The sequence below is a fragment of the Ancylobacter sonchi genome, from assembly GCF_018390695.1.
Classification (GTDB): Bacteria; Pseudomonadota; Alphaproteobacteria; order Rhizobiales; family Xanthobacteraceae; genus Ancylobacter; species Ancylobacter sonchi.
Genome location: NZ_JAHBGF010000028.1, coordinates 172,647 through 191,284, shown reverse-complemented (window position 1 = coordinate 191,284; position 18,638 = coordinate 172,647). Strand labels below are relative to the sequence as shown.

Below are 18,638 nucleotides of genomic sequence, written 5' to 3'. Positions count from 1 at the left end.
CACAGAGTAAATAAGCTGGCGTAGCATTTCCTGCGCAGGCTGCGTCTTGCAGATACCAACAAAACACCTGTTGATGGTCGAATGAAAGTCCGGGGGGACGGCATGGACGCGGCGACGAGAGCGACGGTCGGTGGAATGCGCTGGAAGCGGCTCATCCCGGCGGCGATGGTGGTTTACATCATCTCGTTCATGGACCGAACGAACATCAGCTACGCATTCGCCGGTATCGGCCAGGAATTCGCCGTAAGCAAAGCGGACCAAGGCTTCGCGGCTGGCATCTTCTTCATCGGCTACACGCTGTTCCAGATTCCTGGCGGCCTGCTCGCCACACATTGGAGCCCCAAAAAGGCTGTGGGCATCATGATCCTGCTCTGGGGATGCGCCGCGATCTGGTGTGGCCTTGCCAGCAGCTTCGACGAACTAGTCCTTGCCCGCTTCGTCCTGGGCGTAGCTGAGGGCGGCGTCTGGCCGGCCACGCTGGTTCTCATCAACAACTGGTTTCCAATGTCCGAACGGGCGCGGGCTTACAGCTTCTGGATGACGAACCTGGCGATCGCCTCGATCATCACCCAGCCGCTGTCCGGCTTCATCGTGGAGCACAGCAATTGGCGCACGATGCTGCTCGTGGAAGGCGCGCTGCCCTTCCTCATCGCCACGCCCGTCTGGTGGCTGATGGTCGCCGACAGACCTCGCGACGCGTCGTGGTGCTCGCCCGCCGAACGCGACTTCATCGAGAAATCGCTAGCCGCAGATGCTGTCGGCGAGCCGGAAGCCTCGTCGTTCCGTCGCATCTTCAGTGAGCCTTCCGTGTTGCTGCTGGTTGCGGTGTCATTTTTTATTCAGGTGGGATTTTACGGCCTGAACATGTGGCTGCCGTCCTTGCTGAAGACCCTTACGGAAGCGGGTTTTGGCGCGGTGGGACTGATCGCCGCGCTGCCTTACTGCACGGCAATCGTGTTCATGTGGGCGAATGGCTGGTGGGTTGACCGCAATCGGCGCTACCAGCGTCATGTGCTAATGTCGCTCGTTCTGGCCGCCTTCAGCCTCGTTGCCTCAGTCATGATCGGACAGTCTTTCGTCATTCTTTCGGTCTTCTTCATCTGCGTAGCTATGGGCGGTGCGCTATCCTACGAAGGGCCATTCTGGGCGGCGGCGTCGCGGGCGGTGCCTGTGGCGGCAGCGGGCGCCGCAGCAGGTCTCATCAACGCTGTGGGCAATCTCGGCGGCTTTTTGGGCCCACGCCTGGGCGGGATCCTGCTGGATATGAGCGGCGGCCAGTTCATCACGACCGCCACAGCGCTCGCCGCCTCGTTTCTGATTGCAGGACTGTTGATGCTGACCGTCCGGCTACGTCGCGACAAGACGGCTACTGTTTAGCTTGTGCTGGACGTTCAGCTTCGCGCCAAGAACGGACGCTGGGCGTCCGCCCGAAAGCCGACACTCTGGACCGAGGGCGGCCGACTGCGACAGCGATTTGTCCGCACACCTTAGGTGGCGGCCGGCGGGTTAAGAACATCATGGGCCATAGACTGCCCGGCAGATCTCCTGCGGAAAGCGCCCGCCGCCGGACATGCCCTCGAGTGCCGTATTGGTGAACGCGACGACGCTGAGTTTCGCTGTGGGATCGACGAACCAGGAATGGCCATAGGCACCGCCCCATCGCCAAGTGCCAGGAGTTTCCGGGGTGTCAGCCTCGGCTGCATCCTTCAGGATCGAAAATCCGAGGCCGTAACCCCAGCCTGGCCAGCCGACGATGGGAAGGCTGCCGGTCTGGACGTGTGCCATTTCCGCGACCAAATCCGGCGGCAACAGCGAGCCGCCTCCGCTGCGCAGCGTCTCCAGCAGGCGCAGGGTATCTTCGACCGTACCGATCATGCCGGCGCCGCCGGACGGGAAGGCATCCGCGTCGAAGGCCCTTGCCGGGTCCATGATGATATCGGCAAGTCCTTCCAGCATCGGGATGCGATCGGGCTCGCGCATGCGGCGCGGTTCTGGCTGATCATCGACATAGGCCGCCGCGAGCCTTGCAGAGTCACAAACACTGAAGCCCGTATCGCCGAGACCGAGTGGCCGGGTGATCAGCGCACGAACAGCATCCGGCAACGGCGCGCCGAACGCCGAAGCCACGACCGCGCCGAGCACATCGATCGACAACGAATAGGTCCAGGCCGTGCCGGGCGCGAACAGCAGCGGGACGGAAGCCAGGCGGCGGAGGTTCTCGTCGAGCGAGATACCAACCCTGTCCATGCCGTCGGAGACGCCGGCGCGATGATAAGGGCCGTCCTCCGACTCCAGGAAGCCATAGCCCAGACCGGCGGTGTGAGACAGCAGATGCCGGGGCGTGATTGTCGTGAGCTCGCCGCCCGGCAACGTAGGGCGGAAAGTGGGCAGCCATGTCGTGATCGGTTCGTCGAGCGAAAGCCGCCCTTGCGCCAGGAGCGCCATGGCTGCGACCGACACGAAGAGCTTCGAGACCGAGGCCAGCCGGAACAAGGCATCCTCCCGCATCGGTCGGTTCATCTCGCGGTCCGCCATGCCCAGGGCGCGTCGATAGATGACATCGCCATCGCGAGCGACCAGCACGACGGTACCGACGATGCGCTTGCGGGCGATCGCCTGCGCGATGGCCGCGTCGAGACGCGCTTCCATCGCGTGCACGGAGGTGGGGCTGGAGACAGGGCTCGGCGTGAGCGCGTGCATGGGTGTTTCCTTCATGATGGTCGATGGAACGGCGGATCGATCAGGCCGACGGAAAGCCGTGGCGTCGCTCCGCGTGGGCGATGAGGAACACCGGGACCAGCAGCGCGATCAGCACCCACGGGAAAGCCGCGACGCCGAGTGTGTCGAGCAGCACCCCCCCGATCAGCCCGCCACCGGCAATGGCCATGTTCCAGGCGGTGACCAGCATCGATTGCGCCAGATCGGCGGCGTCGCCAGCGGCCTCGGCGAGCGCCGTCTGGAACAGGGTCGCGGCGCCGCCGAAAGCGAGGCCCCAGACCGCGACGGCGATGAGAGCCGGGCCCGGCTCGGCACTCCAGAGACCGAGCGAGAGACTGGCGCCAAGGAACAGGGCCGCGCTCGCGAGAACCAGCCTGCGCAGATGCCGGTCGATCAGCAGGCCGGTCAGCGCGATACTGCCGAGCGCGGCTGCGCCGAAGGCGAAGAGGACGAGATCGACGCGCTGCGTCAGGCCCGCGGAGGCGAGGAACGGCGCGATGTAGGTGTAGAGGATGTTGTGCGCCAGCACGAAGAGCAGCGTCACCAGGAGGATAGGTCGCACGCCCGGCAGCCGGAAGACCTGACGAAACCCGGCCCGCCGTTCGGCGGGTTGACCGGCGAAACCCGGCACCTGCCAAAGCACCCATCCGATCAGCAACAGCGTCATGAAGCTCATGCCGAGGAAGGTCATTCGCCAACCCAGCACGGCGCCGATGAAGGTTCCGGCTGGAATGCCGAGGGACAGCGCCAGCGGTGTGCCCACCATGGCGATCGCAATAGCACGGCCCTTGAGATGCTCCGGCGCCATGCGTGCGGCATAGCCCGCGACCAGGGCCCAGAGCAGCCCAGCCGAGACACCAGCGATGAAGCGGGCGACGAGCGTCAGCGTGTAGTCCGTCGACAGCGCCGTCACCGTATTCGCTACGGCGAAGCCCGCGATCGCGCAGAGCAGCAGCGGGCGCCGACGTAAGCCTTGCGTCGCGGCCGTCAGTGGGATCGCCGCCAGGAGCGAGCCGACCGCATAGGCGGTGACGAGCTGGCCGACGAGCGCGGGCGATACATCGAGACCAGCGCTCATCTGCGGCAGGAGTCCGGCCGGGAGCGCCTCGGTCAGTATGGTGATGAAGGCCGCCGTCGCCAGCGCCAGCAGGCCCGAAATCGGCAACGTTGCGGCGGCGTGCGAGCCGGGTGCCGTATCAGTGCAAGCAATCGTCTCGGTCGTCATGTTTCCCGCCAACCCTCGGTTCGAACGAGACGAACGCTAGGCGCTCGTGCGCGGCGGAGAAATACTCTGGAGTTCCGTTCTTTAAGGACTTAATGATCCGCAATCGGAGGCATGACGATGATCGACAAGATGGCGGGGCTCAGTGCCTTCCTGCAGGCTGCCGAGACGCGCAGCTTCGTGGCGGCCGGGCGCCAGCTCGGTGTTTCGGCTTCGGCGATCGGCAAGGCAGTGGCGCGGCTGGAGGAACGGCTCGGTGTCAGGCTGTTTCACCGCTCGACCCGCTCGATCACGCTGACCCCCGAGGGCAGCCTGTTCCGCGACCGCTGTCGCAAGATCGTCTGCGAGATCGAGGCCGCCGAGCTGGAACTTTCGCAGACACATGAGGTGCCGCGCGGCAAGCTGCGGGTGAGCCTGCCCTTGATCGGCATGCTGATGATGCCGGCGGTGATGGCCTTCATGCGTGCATACCCCGAGATCGAGCTCGATCTCGACTTCACCGACAGGCTGGTCGACGTGATCGACGAGGGCTTCGATGCCGTGATCCGCACAGGCGAGGCGCAGGATTCCCGCCTGATGATGCGCAAGCTCGGCACTTTCTCGCACCGTATCGTCGCGTCTCCGGACTATCTCGCCGCCAGGGGTACGCCGCTCAACCCGGAGGATCTGGCGCAGCACGCTTGCCACCATCACCGTTTCCCCTCGACAGGAAAGCTGGAGCGTTGGCCGTTGCGGCGGGACGGAGGCGAACTCGCGATCGAACTGCCCGTCACCAGCGTTGCCAGCACGCTGGAACCGCAAATCTACCTGGCTGAGGAAGGCTTCGGCCTCGCCTGCCTACCGCTGTTCGCCGTGCGCCGGCAGCTGGAGCGGGGAACGCTGGTCAGCGTGCTCGACGCGTACATCGCCGATGTCGGCGCCTTCCACATCCTCTGGCCGGCGAGCCGCCATACCTCGCCCAAGATCGCGGCCTTCGTCGCCTTCATGGCCAAGACGCTCTTTGCCGACCCGCCACCTGTGCCGCGCAGGGGCTGACCTCGCACGCTCGGCCCCGCGACCTGCGCGTCCACTCCCTTCGCCGGGCGCGGTCCGTCATCTACCTAGGCTCCGCCTTTGAGGAAGAGGACGCGCCTCTTGACGACGGGGACGGCACGATAAGGCCGCCTTGCTTCCTGAGCTCCCGTACCGGACCTTGGCGTCTCGCCAGAGAGCAGACATGGTTGGTGCATTCGCGCTCGGCACGGTCCTGTCCATGGCAGGCATGATCTTCGGCGGGCGGGCCGGTGCGGCGGCTTGGCTTCTTCCAGAGGCACGTTGCACGCATCCGGCAGATGTTCGCCCTGCTGCTCGTGGTCGGCCTGCTTTCACAAATGTGCCTTATGAAGACTTCCACTCTGCATCTAAAACTAAAGTCGAATAATTCCGTTCAAGACAACGACACCCGCTCCGAAGATTTCCGGTTCGGGCGTGAGGCGGACTCGGAGAATACTGCGGCGTCCCAATTTTGTGCCTTGCTCAATCTCGATACGGTCATCGCTCAGAAGTCCGACTGCTCCGAGATAGCCTGCAAGCGGACCGGCTGCTGTCCCGGTCGCCGCGTCCTCCCAAAGGCCCACCGTTGGATTGAAGAAACGGGCGTAAGCGGTCTCGGGCGCATCGGGGTCGAAAGCGTAGATATAACAACCTTCCGCGGGCGTTTGGCTCAGAACTGCGAGCAACTTCGCTGCGTCGGGAGTTGCCTTGTCGACCGTCCCGGCATCACGAACTCGCACCAAAAGATGTGCGGCGCCCGTGTCCGCAGGACGCGGTTTCGGCCCAAGCAGTATATCGCCGTCATCGAGGCCAAGTGCAGTCGCCAACGGCCCCAAATTTTCTAACGGCTCCAACAATCGCAATGGTCCCTGGCGCATCCGACCATGGACGCGGCCATTGATCGACACGAGCTCGATGGGAAGGACATCCGAGCCGATCTCCTGGGAAAATGTCTGAGCGTTCGCGAGCGGACCGAGATCGCCACGTTCACCGAGCCAGAGCCACGCCCCAAGCGCATTGTGACCGGCACCGAAGACTTCCGCTCCGCTTGCCGTGAACGAACGCAATTTCCGGTCTGCGAGGGTGCTGGAAAGGATGAACGTCGTCTCGGCCTGATTGAACTCACCGGCGATCTGCTGCATCTGCTTGTCAGTCAGAACATCGGCGCCTTGCACCACGGCAAGCGAGTTGCCCGTCAATGGCGATTCCGCAAAGACGTCGATGATGCCGGCGACCAGCTCAACCATTGTTGCCTGACTTCCTAAAATGAGAAAATCTCATGATGTCTTGACGTCCGGACACCATAATCGCTTCATGTCTCGGAGAAAAAATCAAACATCTCACCTTGAAGGTGAATTGAGTTCATCATGGCCCTCTCGCACCTGCCGCCGCTATCTTCGCTGCGCGCATTCGAGGCTGTCGCCCGCCGGGCGAGTTTCAAGGCTGCGGCCGAAGAGCTTCTGGTCACGCCGACGGCCATCAGTCATCAGATCAGACAACTTGAGGACCATTTGGGTTTTCGAGTCCTGGACCGGACGCCCAGAGCGGTGACGCTGACCCCTTCCGGCAAAATCCTGTACGAGGCGACAGCCGCGGGGTTCGGGGAAATCCAGAAGGCCGTCACCACATTGCGAGCGGACACGGCGCCGTCCACTGTCACCTTGACCTCCACGGTCGCATTCCTGAGCCACTGGCTGGTGCCGCGGATGGGAATGCTTCGTCAGGCGCTGCCGGCTGTCGATATCCGGCTTCATACATCGAATGCCGTGGAGCAACTTGTGCCCGGCGGCATCGAAACCGCCATACGTTATGGACGCGGTCCATTCCCCGGCGTCGTCAGCGTGCAACTTTGCGTCGATGAACTGATACCCGTCTGCCGCCCCGGTCTCGGCCTATCGTCTCCGGATGATCTGCTGGATGCCACGTTGATCCACATCGATGGACGAAGCCGCCCGAAACCGAAACCGGATTGGTCACGCTGGTGCGCCAAAGCCGGGCTAACAGGAATAGATACAGCTGCTGGGCCCCGGTTTCCCGATAGCATGCTGGCGGTGCAGGCAGCCATTGCCGGCCACGGCGTTGTCCTCGTCAGTCGGGTCCTGGTCGCCGATGCTCTCGGCGCGAGGCTACTGGAAGCGCCGTTCTCGCAGACGCTTGCCGGCGATGCCTATCATTTCGCATGCGCCACAGGACTGGAGCAGCGCCCTGACATTGCGGCACTCCGTAGCTGGTTTCAGAGCGGCTTTTCGAGGGGATAGCTGATCTCGGGGATAGCGTGGGGCAACATACCGTCTTGGTCTATGGGCATCCCGCGGCATGTTGGGGCTCGACTTGTCATGGACGCGGTCGCAGGGCGCCACACGGGAGCCGGCGTACTCACCACTACGGCCCCGGCGTGGCGCTATCCGGCACAGATCAGCGGCGGCGAGCGCCAGAGGGTTGCGCTCGCCTGCGCCCTCGCCGCCCGGCCACGGCTCCTTCTGTGCGATGAGATCATGTCCGCCCTCGACGTCTCCATGCAGGCCTCCGTGCTGGCGCTCCTTGGCTTCCTCCGGGGAGAGGCCGCCCTTGGCGAGATAGATGCTGCTCACCGCCTCCTGGTTGGCGCCGAGCGTGTTCACGCCGATCTTCTTGCCGATCAGGTCGCGGGCATTGTTGATCTTGCCGTCGTCGAGCGCGTAGAGGCCGGGCGAGGTCAGCTCGTTGGTGCCGCGCCAGCTCACCACCGAGGTCAGCGGCGCGCCGGCGGCGACGATGTTGAGCACCGCGCCGTTGAACGCCGAGGCGATGTCGACCTGGCCGGTGGCCGCTGCCTGCAGATTGGCCGGCCCGCCCTGCACGTCGCCGACCCGCTCCAGCGTGATCGGCGCGAGATAGCCGAGCGCATCGGCGAGCTCCAGCGGGCTGATGTCCGCGCCCGTCGACGACTGATAGCGGATCACCTTGGTTTCGAGCCCGTCCGCCGCTCTGGCCGGCGCGATGGAGAGGGCGGCCGACGCCGTGAGCAGTGCCGTGGCGCTCGCCGCGAGGAAGAGGCGGCGGCTTTGGGTGAAGCGCATCGTTGGTGCTTTCAGTTGGAGGAGGCGGTCTGCGGACGCTCGCGCGGAGGCGTCGGGTCGGACCAGAATGTCGGGGCCACGGGCGCGCGGGCGCGGGCGATCTCGCTGCGCATGAGATCCCAGATCTCGTGCCGGTAGCGGGCGAAGTCGGGATGCGAGCGGATGTCGGCGTCGAGATCGGCGCGCGGCAGGTCGACATCGACCATCGCCTTGATGCGCCCCGGCCGCGAGGTCATCACCGCCACCCGCTGGCCGAGATAGACCGCCTCATCGATGGAATGGGTGATGAAGACGACGGTGGTCCGGGTGCGCTGCCAGAGCGACAGCAGTTCCTGCTGCAGCAGTTCGCGCGTCTGGGCGTCGAGCGCGCCGAAGGGCTCGTCCATCAGGAGGATGTCCGGCTCGTAGACGAGGCTGCGGGCGATCGCCACGCGCTGCTTCATGCCGCCCGACAATTCGTGCGGGAACCGGTCCTCGAACCCCTTGAGGCCGACCAGTTCCAGCGCCGCCTGCGCCTTGCCGCGCCGCTCGCGGCGGGACAGCCCTCCGGCCGCTTCCAGCGAAAACTCGATATTGGCCAGCGCGGTGCGCCAAGGCAGCAAGGCATATTGCTGGAACACGATGCCACGCGACAGGCTGAGGCCGGAGACCTCGGAGCCCGGCAAGACGGCACTGGGCAATGAAATCGCGACGGCCGAGAACATTCCGAAGAAGTTTCTCGACACCATTCTTCTCGAGCTTCGCAACGCCGGGTTGCTGCGCGCCAAGAAGGGGCCGGGCAGTGGCTATTCACTCGCTCAGACACCCCAGCAGATCCGTGTCGGCTTCATCATAGGCACGCTCGCCGGCCCGCTCGCGCCATTGAATTGCGCAAGCAAAAGCTCCTATGAAGCCTACCAGGACTGTCAGAATCTCGAACGCTGCGAGGTTCGTCTCGTCATGTCGAAAGTTCGTGACGCGATGTCCGATGTCCTCGACGCGATGACCCTGGAAGAAATGGTGTCGTATGGCCAGATCCGGCACCCCGATCTGATGTACAATATCTGAGGCGGCCCGCCTCCCTCGGCGGATATTGGGTATCATCTTCATTGCCCTGGACCACAACTCCTTCGACGCGAACTCCGCAGCGGAAACGATGCTCCCGGCCCGGCAGCAGCCCACCGATGGCGCGGCTACTCCAACCCCTGCCCGGGTGCAGTATCGGTATGGCGCGAACTGTCCGGCGATTGTCCGAAAGCGCCGTTTTCAATAATGAAAACCAAGCCATTATGCCTCCATGTGATCGATGATGGAGACAACAGGAATGTCCGATCAGACCGCTTTGCTCGTGATCGACGCGCAGGAATCGTTTCGCCACCGCCCCTATTTCCGCGAGGATGGCCTGCCGACCTACATCGAACGCCAGCAGACGCTCATCGATGGCGCGACAGCCGTGGGGATCCCGGTGGTGCAGATCTTCCATGTCGAAGAAACCGGCCCATTTTCCGAGGCATCTGGTTTACTGACCGCCCTCGCACCGCTGCGCCTCGACGCCGACGCCATCTTCCGGAAGCGGCGCCACAGCGCGCTGATCGGCTCCGGTCTCGACGTGTGGCTGACCAGGAACGGCATTCGCCGGATCATCGTCTCCGGCATCCGTACCGAACAATGCTGCGAGACCACGACCCGTCACGCTTCTGATCTCGGCTACGGCGTCGACTATGTGGGCGAGGCCACACTGACCTTCCCGATGACCGATACCACGGGGCGCGAATGGAGCGCCGCCGAGATTCGCGCGCGAACCGAACTGGTCCTGGCCGGGCGCTTTGCCCGCATTGCCACGGTGGAGGAAGCCCTCGCCTCCACGGCCGAGCGAAACGCGGCATGACCAGCGAGCCGGCGTCGAGAGCGATCCCGGTTTTCGTGGTCGTGCCTCCGCGCGCGCTGCTCCTAGACATTGCCGGTCCGATGGAAGCGCTCCGCAAGGCCAATCTGCAACAGGCGGATGTGCGCTTCGACGTCACCTATATCGGACCAGCGGCCGCTATCGGCAGCTCCATAGGGCTTGGCCTGTCGGGCATCGTTCCCCTGCCCGACGGCCTTCCGGACGATGCGCTGGTCATTGTCGCCGGAGCCGTCGACCTGCCGCTTGGCGAAAGCCACCCGCCTCGGTTGGAAGACCGTGAGTTGGAGGAGGCGATCACGACGTGGCTGGCGCGCTCCGTCGGCAAATCCGTCCGGCTCATCACCATCTGTTCCGGCGCCTTGCTGGCCGCACGCGCCGGTCTGCTCGACGGCCATGACTGCACCACCCATCACGGCGCGCTACCCGAGCTCAGGCGCCTCGCGCCGTTAGCCCGCATATGCGAGAATCGTCTCTTCGTCGAGGATGGTAACCGGCTGACCAGCGCCGGGATCACCGCCGGCATCGACCTCATGCTGCATGTCATCGCACAGGAAGCTGGACCCGCGACGGCTCTTGCCGTCGCCCGCTACCTCGTCGTCTATCTCCGGCGCGGCGGCGCCGATCCGCAACTGTCGCCGTGGCTCGAAGGTCGCAACCACATCCATCCGGCCATTCATCGCGCGCAAGACGGCATCACCTCCGATCCCACTCGAAACTGGTCGGTGGAGGAGATCGCACGAAGCGCCGGAGCGAGCCCCCGCAACCTGTCGCGACTGTTCAACGAACATGCGGGTATGAGCGTCACCGATTACGTGAATCGCGTGAGAATCGCCCTGGCCCGCGAATTGATCATCGGCTCGCGGCTCGACATGGAAAGCATCGCCGAAAGGGCGGGGTTCGCCTCCAGCCGCCAATTTCGCCGCGTGTGGAAGCGGATGCACGACACATCGCCAGCTCGGGGCCGAACGGCCGCACGACACCGGTAGCTCGCCATCGTGGCGCTTGGCCCCGACCAGAGAGACAGCGGGCGAATGCCGCCGGCGACACGCTCGGGAGTCACGCTCGGTCCTATGGTATATTTAATTTATAGAATTTATTGACATTCATCGATTTCGCGGCACGATGGGATGCCCATCTGGTCCGTAGACGCGTTCGTGCCGCTACGCGCCGGGCTTCCATCTCATCGGAATCTTGCCATGTCGCACCCCATCTCCCGGACATTCGGCCGCCGCCTTCTGATCGCCGCCGCTGCGCTCGCCGCCTTCGTTGCCATACCGGCACGCGCGGAAACGCCGCCCGATGTCATTCGCCTCGCCGGCCAGGGGAATGCGGCGGGCAAGCCCTATGGCTCGGCGGTCATCGGCGTGGTGCGCGCCAAGGAATATCTCGAAAAGGAATTCGCCAAGGACGGCGTGAAGATCGAGTGGCAGTTTCCGCGCGGCACCGGTCCCGCCATCAACGAGGCGCTGGCGAACGGACAGGCCGATTTCGCCAATTATGGCGGCCTGCCGAACATCGTCGGCCGTGGCGCCGGACTGAAGACCAAGGTGCTGGCGTCCTACGGCACCAACCCCTCCTATCTCGTCGCCCGTCCCGACCGCGGCGTCGAGAAGATCGCCGATCTGAAGGGTAAGAAGATCGCCGTCTCGCGCGGCACCATCAACGAGCTGGCGCTCAATCGCGTCCTCGCGCAAGGCGGCCTGACAGAAAAGGACGTCACCATCTTCGACCTGCAGTCGGCTGATCAGGTCGCCGCAGTCACCACCGGCGACGTCGATGCCGTGCTCGGCGGCAACAATCTGCTGCCGCTGGTCGAGAAGGGCACGGTGAAGACCGTGTACTCCACCAAGGGCAGCCCGGCGCCCGGCAGCCTGTTCGGCTCCTTCATCGTCACCGAGGCCTTCGCCAGCAAATATCCCGAAACCACCAAGCGAGTGGTGAAGGCCTTCGTCGAAGCCGCCGCCTTCGCTTCCGACGAGAAGAACCGCGACGCCGTGCTCGACATCTGGGCGCTGACCGGCGTGCCGCGCGAGGCACTCGCCAACGACTTCGCGGGCGACAAGCTCGCCGACCGGCTGAGCCCGCTGCTGGACGACTTCTACAAGACCAACATCACCAACGGCGTGACCTTCGCCCTGGAGAACAAGCTCATCAAGACGTCGTTCGACGTCAACCAGTGGATCGACCCGACCTATCTGAACGCCGCCATCAAGGAACTCGGCGTTGAGAAGGCCTGGACGGCGCGCAACGCCAAGGGCGAGCCGCAGAGCTGATCGCCGAAACAGAGAAGCAAGGCGCGTTCGGCTCAAGGGCCGGACGCGCCTTCCCCGCTACTGGAACAGTCGCCACATGCCGCAGACCTCACTTCGCCGGAAGTCGGCTGACCGGACCGCGCCGCTCAACCTAGAAGCCGATGTCCTCGTCCTCGGTGGTGGCCCCGCGGGCGCATGGGCGGCGGTGACGGCGGCCGAGAATGGCCGTCGAGTGGTATTGGCCGACAAGGGCTATTTCGGCACCAGCGGCGCCACGGCACCATCGAACACCGGCACGTGGTGCGTGCCACCGGGCGAGGCCCGCGCCGCCCAGGTGGAGCGGCGCGCCGCCCGCGCGTTCGGGCTCGCCGATCCGCATGTCATGCTGCGCATGCTCGATACCGCCCATGAGGCGCTGCGCACGCTTGGGAACGACGGCTATCCCTTTCCGCGCCAGTCCGATGGCGAACTCTACATCGCCAATCTGCGCGGCCCCGACTACATGCGCCACATGCGCCGCCTCGCCCTGAAGCGAGGCGTCACCGTGCTGGACCATCATCCGGCGCTGGAGCTACTCGGCGCGGATGACGCCATCGTCGGCGCTGCGGGTTGGGATCGGCAGCAGCACCGTCCCTGGCAGGTGACGGCCGGCGCGGTGGTGCTGGCGACCGGGGGCTGCGCCTTCGGCGAACGTATGCTCGGCGCCACCGGTCTGACGGGCGACGGCTATCTCATGGCCGCCGAGGCGGGTGCCAGCCTCTCCGGCATGGAATTCTGCGGCCAGTATGGCGTCGCGCCCGCCGGCACCTCGCTCAACAAGGGCCTTCCCTATCGCTGGGCGAGCTTCTTCGATGTCGATGGCGAACCGCTCGACATGAGCGCCGGCGACCGGCACGTCGCGGTGGCGAAAGGGCTGCTGCGCGGCCCCGTCTTTGCCAGCCTCGACAAGGCAGGGCCGGAGATTCAGGACTGGCTGCGGCGCGGCCAGCCGAACTGTTTCCTGCCGTTTGACCGCATCGGCCTCAATCCGTTCACGCAGCGCTTCGAGATCACGTTGCGCGGTGAAGGCACGGTGCGCGGCGTTGGCGGGATCCGCCTTGTCGACGAGGGCGGCTGGACCGGCATTCCCGGCCTCTACGCCGCCGGCGATGCCGCAAGCCGTGAGGATATCGCCGGCGCGGTCTCCGGCGGCGGCGGTCCCAACGCGTCCTGGGCCATCGCCTCCGGCCGCTGGGCGGGTGCGGCGGCGGCCCGCACAGCGTTGAGTTCGAGGCGAGACGTGGCGGGAAAGCTTCGTCGGCTCGGCGGCATCGGGCTGGTCGCTCACAGTGCCCGTCCCGAAGCGGAAGCGAGTATCGATGTCGTCGCGGCCGTGCGCGAGGAGATGCTTTCCATCGACCGCAACTTTTTCCGCACCGGCCCGAAGCTACGATGCAGCCTGAGCCGGCTGGACGGGCTTTGGCGCGACGCCCGGGCCTACCTTGCGGGCGAAGGCGCCGCCGCCATTCGCACCCGCGAAGCCGGTGCACTGCTCGCCTCCTCGCGCTGGGCGCTCGCCGGCGCCGTGTTTCGCAATGAAAGCCGTGGCCTTCACCGACGCAGCGACGCTCCGGAGTCCGATCCGAACTTCGCCCATCGCGTCCGCACCTTCGGCCTCGACGAAATCGGCGTGGCTCTCGATCGCGCGATCCATGCCGCGCCGCTGCAGGTGGCGCGGTCATGATCGAGGTCGTATCCGCGGCGCGCTGCATCGCCTGCGACATCTGCGTGAAGGCCTGCCCGGCCAATGTGTTCGACGGTGGGCCGGGCAAGGTGCCGGTGATCGCCCGGCAACAGGACTGCCAGACGTGCTTTCTCTGCGAGATCTACTGTCCCGCCGACGCACTGTTCGTCCATCCGAATGCCGAAGCGCCGACCGGCATCGCCGAAGCGGAAATCACCGCGCGCGGGCTGTTTGGCAGCTATGCCCGCGCCCTCGGCTGGAAGCGGGGCAAGGCGGCCGGCGCCGAGAACGACCCCACCTTCGAATTGCGCGCCTTTCTTTGATTTCACCCCGCCACCGTGAGGAGAGCAGCCATGTCCGATATCGGAATCCAGCGTTCCCAGGGTTTGGTGCCGGGTGACCTGGCGCCCGACATCACCAGCTGGGATGCCCCGCGCGCCGTCTCGCGTGCCTGGCGGCGCGGCGGCAGCTTCGCCGTCACCGTCCTGCTCGGCTTGTCGTTGCCGGCGGTGCTGGTGCTTATCTGGTCGGTAGCGGTCCACCAGGAATGGCTGGCGCCGCAGATCCTGCCGGCGCCAAGCCTTGTCTGGCAGACCGGTCTGGAGCTCGCCGCGTCCGGCCAGCTCGCACACGAACTCGCGGTCAGTCTCGCGCGGGTGATGACCGGCGTACTGCTTGGCGGCCTTGCCGGACTGGTCGTCGGTGTCGCGTTCGGCCTGTCGCGGACACTGGAAACCTATGCCGCCCCGACCGTACGCGCCTTCTTCCTGGTACCCTCGCTTGGCTGGCTGCCCTTCTTCATGCTGATGCTGGGCATCGGAGAGACGCTGAAGATCGTCCTGATCGCCAAGACCGCCTTCCTGCCGCTGATGGTCGGGGTGTTCGAAGCCATCCGCTCGATGCCGGCAAAATATGACGACGTCGCACGGGCACTGGAGCTCGATCGTCGCGCCCGGCTACGCCATATCGTGCTGCCGGCGGTGCTGCCGGCCATCGCCACCGGCTTCCGCCTCTCGCTATCCAAAGGATGGAAAGCGCTCATCCTCGTCGAAATGCTCGCCTCGGCGGCCGGCATTGGCTACCTCATGATGTGGGGGCGTAAGTCGTTCCAGCTCGACGTGGTCTTCGCCACGATGATCGTCATCGGCCTCGTGGGCTGGGCGCTCGACCATGGGCTGCTGAAGCTGCAGAACCGGACCACTCGCTGGTCGTTCCATAGCGCACGGTGAGGCGATGAGCACCGCCGCCCCCACGTCGTCCCCCGCCCAAACGTCTTCTCCTGTGCGTCCGGCCCTCACCCGTCTCGGCCGCCTCTGGCGCGGGGCCTTGCTGCCGATCGCGTTGATCGCGATATGGGCGGCGGTCAGCGCCGCCGGTCTCGTCAACCCCGAGCTGTTCAGCCCGCCGCAGATCGTGCTGCACACCGCCATCGAGGATTTTGCCTCGGGCGCGGTGCCCTTCGCCCTGGCCGCGACACTGCTGCGGGCACTGATCGGTTCGGCCATCGGCATTTCCGCCGGGTTCCTCGTCGGCACGTTGCTCGGCCTCTCCGGCATCGCCCGGCGCATCGGCGACCCGACGATCAACAGCGCCCGGCAGATTGCGCTCTTCGCCTGGATTCCGCTGCTCAGCGCCTGGTTCGGCAACGGCGAATTGATGAAGATCACGCTGATCGCACTCGGCGCCTTCTTCCCCATGGCGCTGGCGGCGGAAGCCGGCTGCCGCAACGTGCCCGTTCCCTATCGCGAGATCGGCCGCGTGCTGGAGCTCGACCGGCTCACCACGCTGCGCCGTATCGTGCTGCCGGCAGCCACCCCGGCATTGCTCGCCGGCCTGGAACTGTCGCTCAACATCGCCTGGCTCGGCACCTTCGGCGCCGAGTACCTGATCGGCACCGGCTACATCAACGGCATGGGCGACGGGCTCGGCGCCTATCTCGCCGCCGCCCGCGAATTTGCCCGGATGGACCGGGTGATCGTCGGCGTCGTCTCGCTGGCAGTGGTCGGGCTGGCGCTCGACCGCGCCGTTGTGCTGCTTTCACGGAGGGCCCTGCCATGGTCCAGACACTAGACGCCCCGCATGCCGCTCCGGTCGCTGCCTCGCATCGCAGCGACATCGACATCCGCAACGTGTCGAAGACCTTCGCCGTCGATGGCGGCACGGTGCAGGCGCTGGCGGATGTCTCGCTTGCCGTGCGGCCGGGCGAGTTCATCAGCCTCGTCGGACCAAGCGGCTGCGGCAAGTCGACCCTTCTGCGCCTCATCGCCGGGCTCGACGTGCCCGACAGCGGCACCGTGGCGGTGGATGGCCAGAAGGTGACGAAGCCCAGCCTTACCCGCGGCATCGTCTTCCAGGATCATCGCCTGCTGCCCTGGTTGAGCGTGGAGGCCAATGTGCTGCTCAGCCTCAACAGCGTGGCCGGCGCCGCGGAGGAAAAGCGCACCCGCGTCGCCGAACTGATCCGCCTCGTCGGCCTCTCCGGCTTCGAGAAAGCCTTGCCGCACCAGCTTTCCGGCGGCATGTCGCAGCGCGCCGCCATCGCCCGGGCGCTGGCGCCGCGCCCGCGCCTGCTGCTGCTCGACGAGCCGCTCGGCGCTCTCGATTCGCTCACGCGCGGCTATCTCCAGGAGGAATTGCTGCGCCTGTGGGAGCACGAAGGCATCGCCATGGTGATGGTGACGCACGATGTCGAGGAAGCGGTGTTCCTCTCCAACCGCGTGGTGGTCATGGACCCGCGCCCCGGGCGGGTGCGGCAGATCTTCGACATTGCCGGTGCACGGCCACGCCAACGGACGGAGCGCGCCTTCGTGGAAGTGAAGCAGGACATCCTCGATCTGCTTCACCTCCACCGGCACGCCGCCTGAGCCGGCCGCCCTCGCCAGACGCGGCCCTTCACCCCCGTCATGCCTTCTGCCCGGCCTCGGCCGGTCCGTCGGCGAAGGCATGGCGCCGGACGAGACCGATAGCCACGAGGCTGGCCGCGCACAGCGCCGCGGCGATGCCGATCAGCAGCGGCAGGCCGAGCCAGCCGGCGGCGATGCCAATGAGCGCGGCGCTGGCGGCTGGACCGGTACGGAAAATCAAGCCGTAGAGCGCCATGGTACGGCCACGGAACATGGAGTCGGAGAACAGCTGCGCCAGCGACTGCATGCCGATATTGCACATCACATGGCAGAGGCCGGCCAGGGCGACCAGGACGAATGCCGCCGTCCGATCCCCGACGAGGCAGAAGGCGACGAGCGCGCCGGCCATGCCGATGCCGGCGAGATAGGTCACGGTTACCAGTCGGTCGGTGGAGCGCCGACGCAGCATCCAGCTGCCACCGACGAGGGCGCCGACGCCCTGCAGGCTCATCAGCGTCGAAAGCACGCCCGGCCCACCGCCCAGCATGTCGCCGGCGATGGCAGGGAACAGCTCGGTGAAGGGCCGGCCGAGCACCGAGAACGCCATGGCAAGCAGGAAGACCGTGGCGACCGCCGGGGTGCGGGCGATATAGCGATAACCGCCGACGAAATCCTGCAGCACACTGCGACCACTGGCGGCGCCGGGGCGGTCGAGAGCGGCGCGCAGGCGAGCGAGAACGAGGATCAGCACCGCGAAGCTGGCGCCGTCGACGAGGAACACTACCGCCGTTCCGGCATGGACGATGACGAAGCCCCCGAGCGCCGGACCAGCAGCACGCGCAATGTTGAAGGCGATGGAATTGGCCGCCACGGCCCGCGCCATGTGTCGACGGTCGGCTAGGAACCCGATGGCGACGGCTCGGGCCGGCTGGCTCAGCCCCTGCCAGCTGGCATCCGCCAGCGCCAGCAGCCAGAGTAGCTCGATGGTCATCGCCCCGGTCACGGTGACGGCGAACAACGTCAGCGTCACCACCATGCCGCAGCACTGGAAAAGGAGATTCAGCCGGTAGGGGTTGCTGCGGTCGGTAATGACGCCGGCAAGCGGCGCCACCCATAGCGCCGCCACCAGCTCGGTGAGCGCGATGGCACCGATCCAGGCGACCGACTGGGTCAGTTCCCAGGCCAGCCAGCCGATCGCCATGCGCTGCATCCAGCTGCCGGTGGAGGAGACGGCCTGTCCGGCGGCGTAGAGAATGAAGGGCCGGCTGGATGTGGCCGGCGTTGTCCGCCCTGGGTCAGGCATGGGTAGGTTCCGTTCATAGGCTCGGCATGGTGAGACACGCACGCCGCAACCATGTCGGGCCGGCAGCCCGCGGATCGCGGCGGTACAAGGGAAGGCGCCAGGCGGGAAGCGCGCGGCGCGAGGAAAGAGGAGGCGAAGGCATGACGACGGTTCGGCTATGGAGCGACGCCGAGGTGGAAGGGCATCCCGCCGTGAAGGCGGTGTTTGACGATATCCGCGCGACGCGCAGGTCCGACTTCATCAACAATTTCTGGCGGGCGCTCGCCAACGATCCGGCGGCGCTGGCGCGGACATGGGACAGCCTCAAGGCGGTGATGCTGGCAGATGGCCCCCTCGATCCTCTGACCCGCGAGCTGATCTACATCGCCGTCTCGACCGCCAATGGCTGCTCCTATTGCATTCACTCGCACACCGCCGCCGCGCGGGCGAAGGGCATGACCGACGCGCAGCATCACCATCTGACCGCGATCATCGGCATGGCGGCGCAGACCAACGCCCTCGTTACCGCGCTGCAGGTGCCGGTGGATACCGCCTTCCTTATCGAGAGCTAGCACAATGGCAGCCCATCGTTCCGACGGCAGGTACTGACGAGCTGCGATCA

Annotated in this window: 18 protein-coding genes and 2 pseudogenes; 14 read left to right on the top strand and 6 right to left on the bottom strand. The window is 65.8% G+C overall.

Features of this window, described 5'->3' with window-relative positions; genetic code table 11:
* The first annotated feature begins 102 nt into the window (after window positions 1-102).
* Window positions 103-1,377: an MFS transporter gene (locus tag KHC28_RS16305; RefSeq protein WP_214009411.1), complete on the top strand. Its 1,275-nt coding sequence runs from the start codon at window positions 103-105 to the stop codon at window positions 1,375-1,377.
* 138 nt (window positions 1,378-1,515) lie between these two features.
* Here the strand turns inward: KHC28_RS16305 and KHC28_RS16300 are convergent, their stop codons facing one another.
* On the bottom strand, window positions 1,516-2,700 hold the full coding sequence (locus tag KHC28_RS16300) for a serine hydrolase domain-containing protein (RefSeq protein WP_214009410.1): 1,185 nt from the start codon (window positions 2,698-2,700) through the stop codon (window positions 1,516-1,518).
* A 40-nt stretch (window positions 2,701-2,740) separates the two neighbouring features.
* Window positions 2,741-3,943, bottom strand: coding sequence for an MFS transporter (locus KHC28_RS16295; RefSeq protein ID WP_214009409.1), 1,203 nt, complete (start codon window positions 3,941-3,943; stop codon window positions 2,741-2,743).
* Window positions 3,944-4,063: 120 nt separating this feature from the next.
* Here KHC28_RS16295 and KHC28_RS16290 point away from each other — a divergent pair, with 120 nt between their 5' ends.
* Window positions 4,064-4,975 carry a LysR family transcriptional regulator gene (locus tag KHC28_RS16290; protein ID WP_214009938.1) on the top strand — a complete coding sequence of 304 codons (912 nt, stop codon included), beginning with the start codon at window positions 4,064-4,066 and terminating at the stop codon, window positions 4,973-4,975.
* A 371-nt stretch (window positions 4,976-5,346) separates the two neighbouring features.
* Here KHC28_RS16290 and KHC28_RS16285 read toward each other — a convergent pair whose 3' ends face one another.
* Window positions 5,347-6,219 carry a PhzF family protein gene (locus tag KHC28_RS16285; RefSeq protein WP_214009408.1) on the bottom strand — a complete coding sequence of 291 codons (873 nt, stop codon included), beginning with the start codon at window positions 6,217-6,219 and terminating at the stop codon, window positions 5,347-5,349.
* Window positions 6,220-6,339: 120 nt separating this feature from the next.
* Here KHC28_RS16285 and KHC28_RS16280 point away from each other — a divergent pair, with 120 nt between their 5' ends.
* Both KHC28_RS16280 and KHC28_RS28015 read left to right on the top strand, forming a co-directional pair.
* Entirely contained in the window at window positions 6,340-7,230 is an 891-nt protein-coding gene (locus KHC28_RS16280) for a LysR substrate-binding domain-containing protein (RefSeq protein ID WP_214009407.1), read from the top strand.
* Window positions 7,231-7,272: 42 nt separating this feature from the next.
* Window positions 7,273-7,422 (top strand): annotated as a pseudogene (locus KHC28_RS28015) (ABC transporter ATP-binding protein); the annotation flags it as partial.
* Between the two features lie 150 nt (window positions 7,423-7,572).
* On the opposite strand, the pseudogene KHC28_RS27465 reads toward KHC28_RS28015, so the two are convergent.
* Both KHC28_RS27465 and KHC28_RS27460 read right to left on the bottom strand, forming a co-directional pair.
* Window positions 7,573-8,031 (bottom strand): annotated as a pseudogene (locus tag KHC28_RS27465) (ABC transporter substrate-binding protein); the annotation flags it as partial.
* Window positions 8,032-8,042: 11 nt separating this feature from the next.
* Window positions 8,043-8,651, bottom strand: a complete 609-nt coding sequence (locus KHC28_RS27460) for an ABC transporter ATP-binding protein (protein WP_376772726.1) — start codon at window positions 8,649-8,651, stop codon at window positions 8,043-8,045.
* Window position 8,652: 1 nt separating this feature from the next.
* Here KHC28_RS27460 and KHC28_RS16270 point away from each other — a divergent pair, with 1 nt between their 5' ends.
* From KHC28_RS16270 to KHC28_RS16230, 9 genes are all read left to right on the top strand, one after another.
* Complete coding sequence (locus KHC28_RS16270) at window positions 8,653-9,078, top strand: RrF2 family transcriptional regulator (RefSeq protein WP_214009405.1); 426 nt, start codon at window positions 8,653-8,655, stop codon at window positions 9,076-9,078.
* Window positions 9,079-9,334: 256 nt separating this feature from the next.
* Window positions 9,335-9,898, top strand: a complete 564-nt coding sequence (locus KHC28_RS16265) for an isochorismatase family protein (protein ID WP_214009404.1) — start codon at window positions 9,335-9,337, stop codon at window positions 9,896-9,898.
* The gene (locus KHC28_RS16260) at window positions 9,895-10,902 is read left to right on the top strand and encodes a GlxA family transcriptional regulator (protein WP_214009403.1); all 1,008 of its coding nucleotides are present in this window, start codon (window positions 9,895-9,897) and stop codon (window positions 10,900-10,902) included. Before KHC28_RS16265 ends, KHC28_RS16260 begins: the two co-directional genes overlap by 4 nt.
* A 210-nt stretch (window positions 10,903-11,112) precedes the next feature.
* Entirely contained in the window at window positions 11,113-12,189 is a 1,077-nt protein-coding gene (locus KHC28_RS16255) for an ABC transporter substrate-binding protein (RefSeq protein WP_214009402.1), read from the top strand.
* Window positions 12,190-12,265: 76 nt separating this feature from the next.
* Window positions 12,266-13,891, top strand: coding sequence for an FAD-dependent oxidoreductase (locus KHC28_RS16250; RefSeq protein ID WP_214009401.1), 1,626 nt, complete (start codon window positions 12,266-12,268; stop codon window positions 13,889-13,891).
* Window positions 13,888-14,214, top strand: a complete 327-nt coding sequence (locus KHC28_RS16245; RefSeq protein WP_214009400.1) for a 4Fe-4S dicluster domain-containing protein — start codon at window positions 13,888-13,890, stop codon at window positions 14,212-14,214. The genes KHC28_RS16250 and KHC28_RS16245 overlap by 4 nt, the downstream gene beginning before the upstream one ends.
* Window positions 14,215-14,244: 30 nt before the next feature.
* Window positions 14,245-15,120, top strand: coding sequence for an ABC transporter permease (locus KHC28_RS16240; protein WP_214009399.1), 876 nt, complete (start codon window positions 14,245-14,247; stop codon window positions 15,118-15,120).
* Window positions 15,121-15,124: 4 nt separating this feature from the next.
* Window positions 15,125-15,961, top strand: coding sequence for an ABC transporter permease (locus KHC28_RS16235; RefSeq protein ID WP_214009398.1), 837 nt, complete (start codon window positions 15,125-15,127; stop codon window positions 15,959-15,961).
* Window positions 15,946-16,755 carry an ABC transporter ATP-binding protein gene (locus tag KHC28_RS16230; protein WP_214009397.1) on the top strand — a complete coding sequence of 270 codons (810 nt, stop codon included), beginning with the start codon at window positions 15,946-15,948 and terminating at the stop codon, window positions 16,753-16,755. Before KHC28_RS16235 ends, KHC28_RS16230 begins: the two co-directional genes overlap by 16 nt.
* Before the next feature lie 37 nt (window positions 16,756-16,792).
* Here KHC28_RS16230 and KHC28_RS16225 read toward each other — a convergent pair whose 3' ends face one another.
* Window positions 16,793-18,037, bottom strand: a complete 1,245-nt coding sequence (locus KHC28_RS16225) for an MFS transporter (protein ID WP_214009396.1) — start codon at window positions 18,035-18,037, stop codon at window positions 16,793-16,795.
* A 140-nt stretch (window positions 18,038-18,177) separates the two neighbouring features.
* Here KHC28_RS16225 and KHC28_RS16220 point away from each other — a divergent pair, with 140 nt between their 5' ends.
* Entirely contained in the window at window positions 18,178-18,588 is a 411-nt protein-coding gene (locus KHC28_RS16220; protein WP_214009395.1) for a carboxymuconolactone decarboxylase family protein, read from the top strand.
* The last annotated feature ends 50 nt before the right edge of the window (window positions 18,589-18,638 follow it).